The organism is Pseudomonas sp. BRM28 (assembly GCF_002939405.1).
GTDB lineage: Bacteria > Pseudomonadota > Gammaproteobacteria > Pseudomonadales > Pseudomonadaceae > Aquipseudomonas > Aquipseudomonas palmensis.
Genome location: NZ_PEFV01000001.1, coordinates 778,813 through 792,444 on the forward strand (window position 1 = coordinate 778,813; position 13,632 = coordinate 792,444).

Here is a 13,632-nt window from a genome sequence, read left to right on the forward strand (position 1 = left end):
GATGGGCTGCGCAGCGGCCCCCCAGAAGCTTCGGCGGTGCTGACCGTCAGTTGGGGGTTACTCGGCAGGCAATGCCAGCCGCTGCCCCGCCATCAACAGCGACAGCCGCGACAGGCTCACCCAGGGCGAGCCCTGGGCCTGGCCCTTTATCTGCGCATCGATGCGCTGGGCATCCTGCAGCAGCTGCGCCCAGCGTTGCGCCGAGTAACGCTGCAGGGCCTTGCTCATCAACGGCTTGCGCTTGTCCCACACTGGCGGGCGAGCCTGGCTGAACGCCTTGTCCAGCGGCACGCCCTGGGCGAACTGCTGGGCCAGGCCGGCCAGTACACGCAGCTCGCGCGCCAGTGCCCAGAGGATCACCGGTGGCTCGACCCCTTCGCCGCGCAGCCCCTCGAGCATGCGCAGCGCATGCGCGGCCTCGCCGTTGAGGATCGCATCGACCAGGCCAAACACGTCGAAACGTGCACTGTCGGCCACTGCTGCCTGCACGGTTTCCACGGTGATCGTGTTGCCGTCGGCCAGCAGCTTGAGCTTTTCGATCTCCTGCGCTGCGGCCAGCAGGTTGCCTTCGACCCGTGCGGCGATCAGCTCCACCGCATCACGCTGGGCCGAGAGCCCGGCCTGGGCCAGGCGCTGGTTGATCCATTGCGGCAGCTGCTGGGTGTCGACCGGCCAGATCTGCACGAACTGCACCTGCTGGCCTTCGATCAGGGCCTTGCCCCACTTGGTCTTCTGCGCGCTGCCATCAAGCTTGGGCAGGCTGACCAGCAGCAGGGTGTCGTCGGCTGGGCGCGCACAGTACTCGATCAGTGCCGCCGCGCCCTTGTCGCCGGGCTTGCCCGATGGCAGGCGCAGCTCCAGCACACGCTTTTGCGCGAACAGCGACAGGCTGGCACCGGCCTGCAGCAGGGTGCCCCAGTCGAAGTTGGCATCGGCGCTGAACACCTGGCGTTCGTCGAACCCTTGCTGGCGAGCCGCCAGGCGCACCGCATCTGCGGCTTCCTGGCACAGCAACGGGTCGTCGCCACTGATCACGTAGACCGGTGCGAGGTTGCCTTGCAGGTGTTTGGGCAGTTGGGCAGGTGTGAGCTTCATAGGACAGATAGACGGGGCGCCGAAGCGCCCCGTTCAGGCTCAGTTGGCCGGCAGTTCCAGCGGCGATTGCTGGGGGGTTGCATCCTGGGCACGGCGTGCAGCTTCAAGCGCCTGGGCTTCGGCCTTGGCCCGCTCATCGGCCTGCTGTTGCAGGCTTTCGAGCTGCTCGGGGGTCAGTTGCTGCAGGCGCAGCACCATGCGCTGTACCAGCTCGCGACGAATCTCGTCACGGATCTGGCCGGCTTCCTGATCGGAACCGGTCAGGTTGTTGCTGTCGTGCACGTAGACCTTCTGCACTTCGATCTTGTCGTTCAGCAGGCTCAGGTTGTCCAGGCCCTTGATTTCGTAGCTAAGCTCGGTGGTCAGCTCGTACTCCACCGAACGGCCGGCGCCGGCATAGCTGGCCGCGCGCTGGTTTTCCTGTTCGTTGGTCAGGATCAGCTTGTACGGCGCACCTGTGTGCACGTTGACGCCGCTGGTTTGCAGTACCTGGCGCAGCTGGGTCACGGTTTCGCCATAGGCATTGCGCGCGCTCAGGTCGATTTCCTTGAGGCTCAGCTCGGTGACACCGGTGCCGCGCAGCTGGAAACCGCAGGCGCTGAGCAGGACCGCCAGGCCCATCACCAGCAGATTGCGTTTGATCATCTTGTTGCTCCCTTGAACCTTGTAGGCGGTGCGGGCGCCATCAAGGCGCCCGTTGCTCTCAGTTGGCGACGATATTGACCAGCTTGCCGGGTACCACGATGACCTTGCGGATGCTCAGGCCTTCGGTGAAACGCAGCACGTTCTCGTTGCTGCGCGCAGCGGCCTCGATTTCTTCACGGCTGGCGCCGGCCGGCATTTCGATGTGCCCGCGCAGCTTGCCGTTGACCTGGATGACCAGTTCGAGGGTGTCCTGCACCAGCGCGCTTTCGTCGACCGCCGGCCAGCCGGCATCGATGATGGCCTGGGTGTGGCCCAGGCGCTGCCACAACTCGTGGCTGATGTGCGGGGTGATCGGCGCCAGTATCAGGGCCACGGTCTCCAGGCCTTCCTGGATCAGTGCGCGGTCCAGGTCGGTGGCTTGCGAGGCCTTTTCCAGCACGTTCATCAGGGTCATCACCTGGGCGATGGCGGTGTTGAACTTGTTGTGCTGGCCCACGTCGATGCTGGCCTGGCGGATCGCCGAATGGGTGGCACGGCGTACCAGCTTCTGTGCGTCGTTCAGGTTGCCCAGCTCCAGCTTGCCCGGCAGGCCCTGGCCAACGTGGGCCTGGGCCAGGCGCCAGACGCGGCGCAGGAAGCGGTTGGCACCCTCGACGCCGGAGTCGGACCATTCCAGGCTCATGTCGGGCGGCGAAGCGAACATCATGAACAGGCGGCAGGTGTCGGCACCGTAGGCTTCGATCATCGATTGCGGGTCGACGCCGTTGTTCTTGGACTTGGACATCTTCTCGGTGCCACCGATGATCACCGGCAGGCCGTCGGTCTTCAGGCGCGCACTGATGGCCTTGCCCTTGGCATCCAGCTCGACTTCGACGTCGGCCGGGTTGAACCAGTCCTGGCCGCCGTTGCTGGCGACACGGTAGTAGGTGTCGGCCACGACCATGCCCTGGGTCAGCAGGTTCTTGAACGGCTCGTTGGAGGTGACCAGCCCTTCGTCGCGCATCAGCTTGTGGAAGAAGCGTGCGTACAGCAGGTGCAGGATCGCGTGCTCGATACCGCCGATGTATTGATCGACCGGCAGCCAGTGGTTGGCCGCTTTGGGGTCGACCAGGCCCTGGTCGTAGTTGGGCGAGGCATAACGGGCGAAGTACCAGGACGACTCGACGAAGGTGTCCATGGTGTCGGTTTCGCGCTTGGCCGGCTGGCCGCATTTCGGGCAGCTGCATTCGTAGAATTCAGGCAGGCGCGCCAGCGGCGAGCCGGCGCCGTCCGGAACCACGTTCTCCGGCAGGATGACCGGCAGTTGGTCTTCCGGCACCGGTACGTCGCCACAGGCGTCGCAATGGATGATCGGGATCGGGCAGCCCCAGTAGCGCTGGCGGCTGATGCCCCAGTCGCGCAGGCGGAACTGGGTGCGGGATTGGCCCAGACCCTTGGTGATCAGGGCGGCTTCGATGGCATCGAAGGCGCCGGGGAAGTCCAGGCCGTCGAACGCGCCGGAGTTGATCAGCTGGCCGTGCTCGTTGTAGGCGGCCTGCCATTCGCTGCCCACTTGATCGCCGGCACTGGTGCGCACCACGGTCTTGATCGGCAGCTTGTACTTGGTGGCGAACTCGAAGTCGCGTTCGTCGTGGGCCGGTACGGCCATGACTGCGCCGTCGCCGTAGTGCATCAGCACGTAGTTGGCGACCCACACCGGGAGCTTCTCGCCGGTCAGCGGGTGCTCGACCAGCAGCGAAGTGGCCAGGCCCTTCTTCTCCTGGGTGGCGACGTCGGCTTCGGCAACGCTGCCGCTCTTGCACTCGTCGATGAACGCCTGCAGCTCAGGGTTGCCCTTGGCTGCGAGGGTCGCCAGCGGGTGCTCTGCGGCCACTGCCACATAGGTGGCGCCCATCAGGGTGTCGGGGCGGGTGGTGAAGACTTTCAGCGTGCCCGCTTCGCCGATGCTGGCCTGGTCGTAGGGGAACTGCACTTCCATGCCGCGCGACTTGCCGATCCAGTTGCGCTGCATGGTCTTGACCTGTTCAGGCCAGCCCGGCAGCTCGTCGAGGCTTTCCAGCAGCTCGTCGGCGTAGGCGGTGATCTTGAAGTAGTACATCGGGATTTCGCGCTTTTCGATCAGCGCGCCGGAACGCCAGCCACGGCCGTCGATGACCTGCTCGTTGGCCAGTACGGTCTGGTCAGCCGGGTCCCAGTTCACGGTGCCGTTCTTGCGGTAGATCACGCCCTTTTCGAACAGGCGGGTGAACAGCCACTGCTCCCAGCGGTAGTAGTCCGGCTTGCAGGTGGTGATCTCGCGGGTCCAGTCGATCGCCAGGCCCAGGCTCTTGAGCTGGGTCTTCATGTAATCGATGTTTTCGTAGGTCCACTTGGCCGGTGCCACGTTGTTCTTCATCGCGGCGTTTTCCGCCGGCATGCCGAAGGCGTCCCAGCCCATTGGCTGCAGGACGTTCTTGCCGAGCATGCGCTGGTAGCGCGCGATCACGTCGCCGATGGTGTAGTTGCGCACGTGCCCCATGTGTAGCTTGCCGCTTGGGTAAGGGAACATCGACAGGCAGTAGTAGGTGTCCTTGCCTGGCTGTTCACTGACGTCAAAAGAGTGATGCTCGTTCCAGTAAGACTGGGCGGCGGCTTCGATTTCGCGGGGCTGATAGAGTTCGTGCATGGCTACTTTGCGCTGAGAAATGGGAGACCTTATCCAGGCTGGTTCAAAACCGTTGTGCCCGGCAATCCGGTGTCAAGAGTGAACGCCGTAGCATACATGACCCCCGTCCATCGTGGGAAACCCTGATTGCACCGGATCGGCTGGCGTTCCGTTGGTCGCGGCAACGGGCTGGTTTTGGGAGTGCCGCTAAGCTGACGTGTGGGGGGAGATGAATCTTATCTTCAATGAGGTGAACGGATGGGAGAGTCGCAGCTGGAACCACTGAAGCCGGAGATTTACGAGCGGTTGCTCGATCGCCTGGGGCTTGCCCTGGATGTCGCCCGTACGGCCGCTCGATTGCGTGATGAAATGCCTGCCGAACTGGAACTGCGTGGCCTGAGCCGCGCCGAATTCGACGTGATCAGGGCCTATCTGGCGTCGTTGCCGGAGGGTGCGCCGGGTCGTGCCGAAGCGATGCAGCAAGCGCAGCCGCCGTCCAGGGCCAAGGTCGTCTGGCTCAAGCAGACGGCGCGTTCCACCCACACGGCAAAGCCCGGAAAGCTGCACTGCAAATAGATAGGCAGTTGCCGGGCACAATCAGGCGCAGGCGGAGTGCGTCACTGGCACCATGATTCCCATTGATCGGCGCCTGGCGGCATTGTTGCCAGGCGCCGTTTGTCTGTAGCCTTGGGCATCCATGGAGGTGCCTGATGCCATTTCGCTATTTCATCAAACAACTGATTCTGCCGCCCGGCGTGCTGCTGTTGCTGCTGCTGGCAGCGTGGTGGCTGCGCCGGTCCTGGCCGCGTACCTCGCTGTTGTGTTTCATCGCCGGCCTGGGCGGGCTGTGGCTGATGAGCCTGCCGGTGGTGGTGGAGTTCGCGGCGCGCCAGCTGGAGCGTGTGCCGCCGCTTGCGACGCAGCAGTGGCAGGCGCTGGCCGGCCAGGCCGACGTGATCGTGGTGCTGGGCGCCGGGCGCGAGCGCGGTGATCCGGCCTGGGGTGGCGCCGACCAGCCCACCGGCGTGGCACTGGAGCGTATGCGCTACGCGGCGCAACTGGCCAAGGCCAGCGGCCTGCCGCTGTTGACCAGCGGTGGGCTGCACTACGGTACGCCGCCGAGCGAGGCGCGATTGATGGCCGATTCGTTGCAGCGCGATTTCGATGTGCCGGTACGCTGGCTCGAAGAGCAGAGCCGTACCACCTGGGAGAACGCCCAGATGAGCGCCGCGCTGCTGTTGCCGCAGGGCGTGAAGCGTGTGGTGGTGGTCACCCAGGCCTGGCACATGCCGCGTTCGGTGTGGAGTTTCGAACAGGCGGGGTTCGACGTGGTGGCGGCGCCGGTTGGCTATCTGGGGCATGCCTATGCACGCCCGTTCGGCGGCTGGATGCCCGAGAGCCGCGCCATGTGGCAGAGCGGCCAACTGCTCAACGAAGCAGTCGGCCTGCTGGGTTATCGCCTGTTCTACTAGACCGTCTTGGCAATGCGGCTGGCCAGCAGGGCCCAGCCGAACAGGCCCAGGCACAGGAGGGTCAGCGGCCAGGAGCGCCAGTGCAGGTAGGGCGTGAGTTTCTGCATCGGCACCACTTCACCGTAGAGGATGCCGCGTTCGAACTGCGGAATCTGCGCGGTGATCTTGCCGAACGGGTCGATCAGGCCGGTGACACCGTTGTTGGTGGCGCGGATCATCCAGCGCCCGGCTTCCAGGGCGCGCATCTGCGCCATCTGCAGGTGCTGGATGGGGCCGATCGACTTGCCGAACCAGGTGTCGTTGCTGATGGTCAGCAGGATGTCGCTCTTGGCGGCAAGGCTGGCGGCCAGTTCCGGGTAGACCACTTCGTAGCAGATCATCGGCGCCAGGTGGTAGCCCTTGGCCTGCAGCATGGCCTGGTCTTCGGGGCCGCGGGCGAAGTCCGACATCGGCAGGTCGAAGAAGGCGATCAGGCCACGCAGCATGTCCTGCAGGGGCACGTACTCGCCAAAGGGCACCAGCTTCTGCTTGAGGTAGGTGCCGTCACCCTCGCCGACCACGGTGATGCCGTTGTAGTAGCGCCGCTGCTGGTGCACCACCTCACGTACCGGCACACCCGTGATCAGCGCCGAATGCCGGTCAGTGGCGAAGCTGCCCATCATGTCCAGGTAGCCCTGGGCCTGCTCCTTGAGCACCGGCACTGCGGTTTCGGGCCACACGATCAGGTCCACGGGCCGGGAACTGAAGCTCATGTCGCGGTACAGCGCCAGTTGCCGGTTGAGCTGCTCGGGGTCCCACTTCAGTTCCTGCTCGATGTTGCCCTGGATTGCCGCGACCTTCAGCGGCTCGCCCGAAGGCACGGTCCAGGCATGGCCCTTGAGTGCCAGGCCGATGATCCACGGGGCGAACAGCAGTAGCGCGCCGATGGCCATGAAGCCCTTGCGCTCGCGCAGGCGGTGCAGGTTGCACAGCAGGGCGGCGGTCAGGGCCAGGGTGAAGGACACCAGCCACATGCCGCCCAGCGGGGCCAGGCCCGCCAGCGGACCGTCCAGCTGACTGTAGCCGGCATAGAGCCACGGGAAACCGGTGAGAAACCAGCCGCGGAACGCCTCCTGGCCCACCCACAGGGCGGCAAAGCACAGCGCGTCGGCCAGCGGTGCTTCAGGGCGGCGCAGCCAGCGCGCCCACAGCCAGGCCGGCAGGGCGAAAAACCACGCGATGGCGGCGAAGAACAGCAGCATCAGGCCGCCGGCCAGCAGCGCCGAGGCGCCGCCGTAGTCGTGGATGCTGACGTAGATCCACCAGGTGCCAGCACCGAACAGGCCGAAGCCGTAGCACCAGCCGCGCCACAGCGCCTGGCGCGGGCTCAGCTCGCGCAGGCCCAGGTAGAACAGCGCCAGCGACAGCAGCGATAGCGACCAGATGTCGAATGGGGCCAGGCTCAGCGGGGTGAGGGCGCCGGCCGCCACGGCCAGCAGGTTACCGGGCCAGCCGGGGCGGGTGATCCAGCGCATGGTTGTCCTTAACGGGTGATGGGGGTCAGGCGCAGCAGGTGAATCCGGCGGCTGTCGGCATTGAGGATGCGAAAGCGGTACGGGCCGATCTCGGTGGTTTCGTTGCGCTTGGGCAGGTGGCCGAAGGCGCTCATGACCAGGCCGCCGACGGTGTCGAACTCGTCGTCGGAGAACTCGCTGTCGAAGAATGCATTGAAGTTCTCGATCGGCGTCAGGGCCTTGATCAGGAAGTCGCCGCTGGGCAGCGGCTTGATGTAGCTGTCTTCCTCGACGTCATGCTCGTCCTCGATGTCGCCGACGATCTGCTCCAGCACGTCCTCGATGGTCACCAGGCCCGCCACGCCGCCGTATTCGTCGATGACGATGGCCATGTGGTTGTGGTTGGCGCGAAACTCGCGCAGCAGCACGTTCAGGCGCTTGGACTCGGGCACGAAGGTGGCCGGGCGCAGCAGGTCCTTGATGTTGAAGCTGTCGCCGTTCTCCTTGAGGATCAATGGCAACAGGTCCTTGGCCAGCAATACGCCAAGCACGTCGTCGTGGCTCTCGCCGACCACCGGGTAGCGCGAATGCGCGGCGTCGATCACTGCCGGCAGGAACTCGCGCGGGGTCTGCGACGCCTTGATGCTGATCATCTGCGAGCGCGGCACCATGATGTCGCGCACCTGCAGGTCGGCGACCTGGATCGCACCTTCGACGATGGTCAGGGCCTCGCTGTCGAGCAGCTTGTTCTGGTGCGCTTCGCGCAGCAGCTCGAGGAGCTCCTGGCGGTTTTTCGGCTCATGGGCAAAAGCCTGGGTCAGTTTGCCCAGCCAGGACTTTTGCCCGTTGCTCGATCGATCTTCGCTCATGGCGGTTACTCGTGATCCTTGCAGATATCAGTGTGGGGTGCGTCGTGTTCGTCGTCGGCGTACGGGTCGGGGTGACCCAGTTCGGCAAGCAACGTTCGTTCCAGTGCTTCCATTTCCTCGGCCTCATCGTCGTCGATGTGGTCGTAGCCCAGCAGGTGCAGGCAACCGTGGATGACCAGGTGGGCCCAGTGGGCTTCGAGGGCCTTGCCCTGCTCGGCGGCCTCGCGCTCCACCACCGCCACGCAGATCACCAGGTCGCCCAGCAGCGGGATGTCGAGCAGGTCGTCGGGCACATCGGCCGGGAAGGACAGCACGTTGGTGGCGTAGTCCTTGTGCCGCCAGGTGTGGTTCAGCTCGCGACCTTCGGCTTCGTCGACCAGGCGGATGGTCAGTTCAGAATCGGCACTGCGCTGGCGCAGGGCCAGGGCGCACCATTGGCGGAACTGTTCTTCACTCGGGGCGCTTGCCTGGGTGGCCAGTTGCAGATCGAGCTCAAGCATCGTGCGGTTTGCCTTCGGTCGGGCCCGCCTGTGCATTCTCGAAGCGCTCGTAGGCTTCGACGATGCGCTGGACCAACGGGTGGCGCACGACGTCCTTGGGCTGGAAATGGGTGAAGCTGATGCCCGGCACGTCCTTGAGCACGCTGATGACGTGGGCCAGGCCCGACTTGGTGCCGCGCGGCAGGTCGACCTGGGTGATGTCACCGGTGATCACGGCAGTGGAACCGAAGCCGATACGGGTGAGGAACATCTTCATCTGCTCGACGGTGGTGTTCTGGCTCTCGTCGAGGATGATGAAGCTGTTGTTCAGGGTGCGGCCGCGCATGTAGGCCAGCGGGGCGATCTCGATCACCTGGCGTTCGATCAGTTTGGCCACGTGTTCGAAGCCGAGCATCTCGTACAGGGCGTCGTACAGCGGGCGCAGGTACGGGTCGATCTTCTGGGCCAGGTCGCCGGGCAGGAAGCCGAGCTTCTCGCCGGCCTCGACTGCCGGGCGTACCAGCAGGATGCGACGCACCTGTTCACGCTCCAGCGCGTCGACCGCGCAGGCCACGGCCAGGTAGGTCTTGCCGGTACCGGCAGGGCCGATACCGAAGTTGATGTCGTTGCCGAGGATTTCCTTCACGTAGCGCTGCTGATTGAGCCCGCGTGGGCGAATCATGCCCTTGCGCGTGCGCAGCGAAACGCTGACTTCGTTGACCGCCGGGTTCTCCAGCGCTTCAACGGCCGATTCCTGCAGGAACAGGTGGACCATTTCCGGGGACAGCTCGGTGGCCTTGGTCTCGCGATAGAGACGGCGCAGCAGCTGTTCGGCAGAGGAGGTCAGTTTGGGTTCGCCGATCAGTTCGAACTGATTGCCGCGGTTGCGGATCTCGATGGCCAGGCGCTGTTCGATCAGGCGCAGGTGCTCGTCGAACTGCCCGCACAGGTTGGCGAAGCGATGAGCCTCGAAGGGCTCGAGGATGAAGCGATGAGGTTCTATGGGTGCGTTCAAGGTCGTTTTTAGCCGCCCTACGGCAATTTGGATGAATTCAAGGATAACCCCACCCGCGCTACGGTGAAAGCGCTGAAACGATCAAGGGTCGCCGGGCCGCTCGTCGGGCCCGGCGCAGGCCCTTACTGCACCAGCGAACCGAACAGCGAATGTGGCCGTGCATCGTCGATGTGGATGTCGACGAACTGGCCGATCAGCGTGGGATTGTCGCAGCGGAAGTTGACGATACGGTTATTCTCCGTGCGCCCCTGCAACTGCCCCGGGTCGCGTCGCGAATAGTCGGTTACCAGGATGCGCTGCAGGGTGCCGACCATCTGTCGGCTGATCTCGAAGCCCTGGTGGTCCAGGCGGTGCTGCAGTGCAGCCAGGCGTTCCTTCTTCAGCGCCTCGGGGGTGTCGTCCGGCAGGTCGGAGGCCGGGGTGCCCGGACGCGGGCTGTAGATGAACGAGTAGGAGAAGTCGAAGCCGACCTCGGCCACCAGCTTCATGGTGTTCTCGAAGTCTTTCTCGGTTTCGCCGGGGAAGCCGATGATGAAGTCGGAACTGATGCAGATGCCCGGTACCGCCGCCTTGAGCTTGCGCAGCTTGGACTTGTACTCCAGCACCGTGTGCCCGCGCTTCATCGCCGCCAGCACGCGGTCCGAGCCCGACTGCACCGGCAGGTGCAGGTGCTTGACCAGCTCCGGCACCTCGGCGTGTGCCTGGATCAGGCTGTCGGAGAACTCCAGCGGGTGCGAGGTGGTGTAGCGGATGCGGTCGATGCCGTCGACGGCCGCCACCACCCGGATCAGCTCGGCGAGATCGGCCACGCGACCGTCGTGGGTCTGGCCCCGGTAGCCGTTGACGTTCTGGCCCAGCAGGGTGACTTCACGCACGCCGTTCTCGGCCAGGTGGATGATCTCGGCCAGCACGTCGTCGAACGGGCGGCTGACCTCTTCGCCGCGGGTATAGGGCACCACGCAGAAGGTGCAGTACTTGCTGCAGCCTTCCATCACCGACACGTAGGCGGTGGGGCCGTCGATACGCGGTTCGGGCAGGTGGTCGAACTTCTCGATCTCGGGGAACGACACGTCGACTTGCGGCAGGCGCGTGGTGCGCGCCGCGTCGATCATCTCGGGCAGGCGGTGCAGGGTCTGCGGGCCGAACACCACGTCGACATAGGGCGCGCGCTTGCGGATCGAATCACCTTCCTGGCTGGCCACGCAACCGCCCACGGCGATCACCATGTCGGGCTTGGCGTCCTTGAGCTCGCGCCAGCGGCCGAGCTGGGAGTAGACGCGGTCCTGGGCCCGTTCGCGGATCGAGCAGGTGTTGAGCAGGATGACGTCGGCGTCTTCGGCCCGCTCGGTCACCTCCAGCGCTTGATGTTCACCCAGCAGGTCGACCATGCGCGAGCTGTCATACTCGTTCATCTGGCAGCCATGGGTTTCGATATAGAGCTTCTTGGCCATGCGTGATCATCAGGTGATTCAAAGAACCGCGCATTATAGGGCGCGTGGTCGAGGGTTCCTAGCGCTGTCGTTCGGGCGGCTATGTTATAGTTTGCGGCTTATTTCCCCCTGTGACTGTTCCAGCCCCCAATGACCAAACGCGAAGCTCCCATCTACAAAGTCATCTTTCTCAACCAGGGCCAGGTGTTCGAGATGTACGCCAAACAGATCTACCAGAGTGACCTGTGGGGTTTTCTGGAGATCGAGGAATTCGTGTTCGGCGAGCGCACTCAGGTCGTGGTCGACCCGAGCGAGGAGAAGCTCAAGGCTCAGTTCGAGGGTGTGGTGCGCAGCTTCGTGCCCATGCATTCGATCGTGCGCATCGACGAGGTCGAGCGCCTGGGCACGCCGAAGGTCAGTGAAGCCCGTGGCGTCAGCAACGTGATGCCGTTCCCGATGCCGATGCCCGAGAAGTAACAGCTGCGTTACGGAAGGGGTGCGAAGGGGGTGCGACCGTCGACGGTCTGCAGCTCCAGCAGGTACTTGCGAAAGATCTGGCCGAGTACCTGGGTGGCCATCTCCAGTTCGTCGCGCTGCATTTTTGCCGACACTTCGTCGGCCATGTCCAGCGCGTCTTCAGCGCCGTTCACCGCGGCCATCTTCAGCACGATATAGGCCTGCACGTTGTTGGCGGCGACGCCTTCGCCGCGAAAGAACATGCTGCCCAGGCGATATTGCGCTTCGGCGTGGCCTTGCAGCGAGGCCTGCTCGAAATAGTTGAGTGCCTTGTTCAGGTCTTGCGGGGCGTTCTTGCCGTCGTAATAGAACTCGCCCAGCTCGTACTGCGCCTGTGCATCGCCGGACTGCGCGGCCTGCTGGCAGCTGGCCAGGGCCTGTTGCAGTTCGTCGGCAGGCGTATTGAGGGTGCAGCGGCCTGCTGCCGGGATCAGCAACGAGTTACCGCCTGCGGTGGCCAGCAGGGGCTGAAGTAGCAACAGGCAGCCCAGTGCGAGGGCGCGGCCGGCGCGGTTCATGGTGATCGACTTACCTCTGCAAAGCTGCGGCCAATGTGTCTGGTGGCACATTATGGGATAAGCAGCGCCCACCTTACAAAGTCTTTACTCGATTTTCTGCCGAGGGAGGAAGGCGGGGAGGCTTGCGGTGGCTGTTCTGGCGTCTTTGCCGGCCAGGCCGGCGAAGCGGTTTCACAGCTTGGCGAAGGCCCGCTCGGCGGCATCCAGGGTGATCTTCAGCTCGGTCTCGCCGTGGGCGATGGAGGTGAAGCCGGCTTCGAATGCGCTCGGCGCCAGGTACACGCCGCCTTCGAGCATCAGGTGGAAGAAGCGCTTGAAGCGCTCGGCATCGCTGGCCATCACGTCGTCGAAGGTGACGATGTCGTCGGCGCCGCTGAAGTACAGGCCGAACATGCCACCGGCCTGGGTGGTGACGAACGGCACGCTGGCTGCATCGGCGCGCTGCTGCAGGCCATCGAGCAGGCGGCTGGTGAAGGCGCTCAGCTCGTCATGGAAGCCCGGACGGCTGATCAGCTTGAGGGTGGTCAGGCCCGCGGCCATGGCCAGCGGGTTGCCCGACAGGGTGCCGGCCTGGTACACCGGGCCCAGCGGCGCGATCTGCTCCATGATGTGGCGCTTGCCGCCGAAGCAGCCCACCGGCATGCCGCCACCGACGATCTTGCCGAAGGTCGACAGATCCGGGGTCACCCCGTAGTGCGCCTGGGCGCCGCCCAGGGCCACGCGGAAACCGGTCATCACTTCGTCGAAGATCAGCACCACGCCGTGCTGGTCGCACAGGCTGCGCAGGCCTTCAAGGAAGCCCGGCGCCGGTGGCACGCAGTTCATGTTGCCGGCCACCGGCTCGACGATGATGCACGCCACGTCCTGGCCGACTTCACCGAGCATCTTCGCTACCGCGTCGATATCGTTGAACGGCAGGGTCAGGGTGTGCTTGGCGAACGCCGCCGGCACGCCGGCCGAGCTCGGCACACCCTGGGTCAGCAGGCCGGAGCCGGCCTTGACCAGCAGGCTGTCGGAGTGGCCGTGGTAGCAGCCTTCGAACTTGATGATGCTGTCGCGACCGGTGAAGCCACGGGCCAGGCGGATCGCGCTCATGGTCGCTTCGGTGCCGGAGCTGACCATGCGCACCATTTCCATCGACGGCACGATCGAGCAGACCAGATTGGCCATCTCGGTTTCCATCGCGGTCGGGGCGCCATAGGACAGGCCGTGGGCCAGTTGCTTGCGCACCGACTCCAGCACGTCCGGGTGGCTGTGGCCGAGGATCATCGGGCCCCACGAGCCGACGTAGTCGACATAGCGCTTGTCGTCTTCGTCAGTGACATAGGCGCCTTCGGCGTGCTTGAAGAACAGCGGCGTGCCGCCCACGCTCTTGAACGCACGCACGGGCGAGTTCACGCCACCGGGGATGTGCTTCTGGGCATTGGCAAACAGGGTTTCGGAACGAGACATGTCG

The 13,632-nt window shown here is 64.7% G+C and carries 13 protein-coding genes; 3 read left to right on the plus strand and 10 right to left on the minus strand.

What is annotated here, in order from left to right:
* Positions 1-57: 57 nt before the first annotated feature.
* The 3 genes from holA to leuS are packed head-to-tail and all read right to left on the minus strand — an operon-like array spanning position 58 to position 4,405.
* On the minus strand, positions 58-1,095 hold the full coding sequence (gene holA / locus CR917_RS03715) for a DNA polymerase III subunit delta (protein WP_058540594.1): 1,038 nt from the start codon (positions 1,093-1,095) through the stop codon (positions 58-60).
* Positions 1,096-1,134: 39 nt separating this feature from the next.
* Positions 1,135-1,740, minus strand: coding sequence for an LPS assembly lipoprotein LptE (lptE, locus tag CR917_RS03720; protein WP_104571896.1), 606 nt, complete (start codon positions 1,738-1,740; stop codon positions 1,135-1,137).
* 58 nt (positions 1,741-1,798) lie between these two features.
* Positions 1,799-4,405 carry a leucine--tRNA ligase gene (gene leuS, locus CR917_RS03725; protein WP_054916346.1) on the minus strand — a complete coding sequence of 869 codons (2,607 nt, stop codon included), beginning with the start codon at positions 4,403-4,405 and terminating at the stop codon, positions 1,799-1,801.
* A gap of 237 nt (positions 4,406-4,642) precedes the next feature.
* Here leuS and CR917_RS03730 point away from each other — a divergent pair, with 237 nt between their 5' ends.
* Positions 4,643-4,960 (plus strand): hypothetical protein, encoded by a 318-nt coding sequence (locus CR917_RS03730; RefSeq protein WP_104571897.1) that lies wholly within the window; start codon positions 4,643-4,645, stop codon positions 4,958-4,960.
* 134 nt (positions 4,961-5,094) lie between these two features.
* Positions 5,095-5,856 carry a YdcF family protein gene (locus CR917_RS03735; protein WP_078481382.1) on the plus strand — a complete coding sequence of 254 codons (762 nt, stop codon included), beginning with the start codon at positions 5,095-5,097 and terminating at the stop codon, positions 5,854-5,856.
* Here the strand turns inward: CR917_RS03735 and lnt are convergent.
* From lnt to miaB, 5 genes are all read right to left on the minus strand, one after another.
* Positions 5,853-7,370: an apolipoprotein N-acyltransferase gene (lnt, locus tag CR917_RS03740; RefSeq protein WP_043863891.1), complete on the minus strand. Its 1,518-nt coding sequence runs from the start codon at positions 7,368-7,370 to the stop codon at positions 5,853-5,855. The genes CR917_RS03735 and lnt overlap by 4 nt on opposite strands.
* Before the next feature lie 8 nt (positions 7,371-7,378).
* The gene (locus CR917_RS03745) at positions 7,379-8,218 is read right to left on the minus strand and encodes an HlyC/CorC family transporter (protein ID WP_043863890.1); all 840 of its coding nucleotides are present in this window, start codon (positions 8,216-8,218) and stop codon (positions 7,379-7,381) included.
* A gap of 5 nt (positions 8,219-8,223) precedes the next feature.
* Entirely contained in the window at positions 8,224-8,718 is a 495-nt protein-coding gene (gene ybeY / locus CR917_RS03750; RefSeq protein ID WP_043863889.1) for an rRNA maturation RNase YbeY, read from the minus strand.
* Complete coding sequence (locus CR917_RS03755; protein WP_043863888.1) at positions 8,711-9,712, minus strand: PhoH family protein; 1,002 nt, start codon at positions 9,710-9,712, stop codon at positions 8,711-8,713. Before CR917_RS03755 ends, ybeY begins: the two co-directional genes overlap by 8 nt.
* A gap of 122 nt (positions 9,713-9,834) precedes the next feature.
* Positions 9,835-11,163: a tRNA (N6-isopentenyl adenosine(37)-C2)-methylthiotransferase MiaB gene (miaB, locus tag CR917_RS03760; protein WP_043863887.1), complete on the minus strand. Its 1,329-nt coding sequence runs from the start codon at positions 11,161-11,163 to the stop codon at positions 9,835-9,837.
* A gap of 129 nt (positions 11,164-11,292) precedes the next feature.
* On the opposite strand from miaB, the gene CR917_RS03765 reads away from it, so the two are divergent.
* On the plus strand, positions 11,293-11,619 hold the full coding sequence (locus tag CR917_RS03765; RefSeq protein ID WP_043863886.1) for a DUF1820 family protein: 327 nt from the start codon (positions 11,293-11,295) through the stop codon (positions 11,617-11,619).
* 8 nt (positions 11,620-11,627) lie between these two features.
* Here the strand turns inward: CR917_RS03765 and CR917_RS03770 are convergent, their stop codons facing one another.
* Positions 11,628-12,176 (minus strand): tetratricopeptide repeat protein, encoded by a 549-nt coding sequence (locus CR917_RS03770; RefSeq protein WP_043863885.1) that lies wholly within the window; start codon positions 12,174-12,176, stop codon positions 11,628-11,630.
* A 171-nt stretch (positions 12,177-12,347) separates the two neighbouring features.
* Entirely contained in the window at positions 12,348-13,628 is a 1,281-nt protein-coding gene (hemL, locus tag CR917_RS03775) for a glutamate-1-semialdehyde 2,1-aminomutase (protein ID WP_104571898.1), read from the minus strand.
* Between the last annotated feature and the right edge of the window lie 4 nt (positions 13,629-13,632).